This is a genomic window from Bacillus cereus group sp. N6, from assembly GCF_016483705.1.
Classification (GTDB): Bacteria; Bacillota; Bacilli; order Bacillales; family Bacillaceae_G; genus Bacillus_A; species Bacillus_A wiedmannii.
Genome location: NZ_JAEHBI010000142.1, coordinates 1 through 2,266 on the forward strand (window position 1 = coordinate 1; position 2,266 = coordinate 2,266).

The window sequence follows — 2,266 nt, forward strand, 5'->3', positions numbered from 1 at the left end:
TCACGCTTCTTTACTTGTTCTCGTATCCTCTTCCACTCACCACTGTCATAGAACTTACGCTTCTGTTGTTTGGTTTTATACTCTTTCATTTGTCTTTACCAAACTCCTTTGATTCTCTCTATCTCTTTCCAACAAATCTTTTATTGGTGTTTGCATGAGATATTCTATAGAATAAAACATTGGCTTTTGGTCATACAGCTTATAATATTTGAATCGACTAACATCAATCCCAGACTTCTTGTACGCTTTCTCATTAGGCTTAAGGTATTTGATGTATGCTTTCTTATCAATAGGTATAAGACCAAGTGCAGCAACCCTACCGTTTAAAACACTGTCCATCTGTCTCACTCCTTACGCCCTAGGAATTAGGAATTCATCTATCGCTTTATCCAGTATATTAATAAGCGCTTCTCTTACTTGCTTCGGTGTCATATCATCATTCATTTCGTTATGTAATGCTACAGCCTTCTCTAATTTCTGTGGATCAATGTGTTGCTTTGCTAACTCCACACCGATAACATTATTGATTAAATTACCGATAATAACTGTTTGTTCTTGTTTATTTAGTTTCATTTTTTTCACTCCTTAACCAAAATAAAAATCACCCGAATGGCTGCTAAAAGAATCTTATTTTAATAATTTTATAGGTGAATTTAATTTATACAGGTAAATGAATAGACCTTACAGTTTTAGTTTACATAATAGTTATTATATGACAGTCATTAACACGGGAAATACGTATAGTTGAGCGATTCTTGTTTTACGCCTTTATACAGATTTTATACATCGTTGATTTAACAACATTTATACCAATCACTTTTCCTTATTCCTTGCATAAACTTCACCTTGTTAACTACCTGTATTTTTGTTTGTTTTGTTAAGTTGTTAGGAAAAACTTTTAAAATAACAAAAAGGTATTCCTTACCAAAAAGAGAATGATATATATATCCATTCATTCTCTCATTATCTTTGTGCATATGAAAAAAAGAGATGCCTCCCTGCGTCTCTTTTTTTGTCGTATTCATTATTATTGGTATAAGAAACCAACCCATAACACATATTAAGAATGGAAGAAGAACAGACGATAGTATTAGTCCTTGTTTGACTGTCCCCTATCTACAGATAAACTATGGAAAATACGTTTGTTCTTCTCCTTAGTCATTTTATTTCTCCCTGAAGGATGGAGAACATACTGTATAATTCCTAGTAAAAAAATACGCCACTAGTTTCTTTTGTTATAGTTATTCCATCACTCTCCATCCTTTGATTGTTTCCATCTCCACTTTGCTAATCCCCCTAACAATTTCAGTTTTCCCTTCAATATCCATACATCCAACCTTCCCTTAAATCGAGCTAAAAAAGTGTAATTGTATTGTTTATATTTTTCGTTATCCCTTTTTAATAGCTCTTTCATTGTTGAACTTAGTAAATAGTCTTTTGAATATGGAACGAAACATTTTCCATACCACTTATAATATGTAAGGTGTGTTACATCGATCCCAACTCGCTCATATGCTTTAAGATTCTCGTTATAAACTACATCATCCACAACATGAAGACCGAGCGCATCGACCTTCTTTTGTAAATCTATATCAACGTTACTCATCCCTCTCCTCCTTATCTTTTCCCTAGCAAAAAACACCCAAATGGGTGTTTACTAATTTATATTCACCACTTTGGTATTAAAAACCAAAAATCGGCAAATAGTAAGAGTGGATGAAAAACATATGATATGATTTGCACATGCTCCTTCCATTAACTACATCTCGCTGTTTAAACAATGTGACAAATACATTTGCGCTTCATCCTAACATATTATTTCTTCGTGAAGGGTAAAGAATGCATACTGCAAATTTATCATCAAAATTATCTACCTCGCATTGCACTTGCATTTTTCATTCCTTTACCTATTTTGAACTCAAAATTATTTTCTATCTATATCTACAAGGAGCCTATATGCAAATTCTAAAATATTCCCTTTTCATCGGTATTGTTATTTCACTTTTATGTTTTTGGTTCTCCTTCAAATTTTTGTTTTTTTTGCTAATCCCCTAACAACAAACAAGACGCCACCCAGATCACGGCAGCCCCTACGATAATTGCGTTGGTTTAAAATTTATAACATAATACGGTACGTGATATTTTAATACTCACACATAAACAAAAGAGCAACCGTTTCGTTCAGTTGTCCTTTCGTTAATTCTTTATGTTATTACTATAACCCCTTTTTGCAATAGTTAACATGAACTGAAGTGAACTTAATGTT

At 32.8% G+C, this 2,266-nt stretch carries 3 protein-coding genes and 1 pseudogene; all 4 read right to left on the reverse strand.

The genetic code is table 11. From position 1 onward, the window contains the following. A pseudogene (locus JDS99_RS30410) lies at nucleotides 1–89 on the reverse strand (HNH endonuclease); the annotation flags it as partial. Further along, the gene (locus JDS99_RS30415) at nucleotides 76–339 is read right to left on the reverse strand and encodes a hydrolase (RefSeq protein WP_199696442.1); all 264 of its coding nucleotides are present in this window, start codon (nucleotides 337–339) and stop codon (nucleotides 76–78) included. The gene JDS99_RS30415 and the pseudogene JDS99_RS30410, both read right to left, overlap by 14 nt. A gap of 12 nt (nucleotides 340–351) precedes the next feature. Beyond that, nucleotides 352–573: a hypothetical protein gene (locus JDS99_RS30420; RefSeq protein WP_199696443.1), complete on the reverse strand. Its 222-nt coding sequence runs from the start codon at nucleotides 571–573 to the stop codon at nucleotides 352–354. 676 nt (nucleotides 574–1,249) lie between these two features. Continuing rightward, nucleotides 1,250–1,606 (reverse strand): hypothetical protein, encoded by a 357-nt coding sequence (locus JDS99_RS30425; RefSeq protein WP_199696444.1) that lies wholly within the window; start codon nucleotides 1,604–1,606, stop codon nucleotides 1,250–1,252. Between the last annotated feature and the right edge of the window lie 660 nt (nucleotides 1,607–2,266).

Excerpts from the sequence above, each read along its gene's own strand:
- JDS99_RS30415 (WP_199696442.1), bottom strand. The coding sequence starts at position 339 with ATGGACAGTGTTTTAAACGGTAGGGTTGCTGCACTTGGTCTTATACCT.
- JDS99_RS30420 (WP_199696443.1), bottom strand. The coding sequence starts at position 573 with ATGAAACTAAATAAACAAGAACAAACAGTTATTATCGGTAATTTAATC.
- JDS99_RS30425 (WP_199696444.1), bottom strand. The coding sequence starts at position 1,606 with ATGAGTAACGTTGATATAGATTTACAAAAGAAGGTCGATGCGCTCGGT.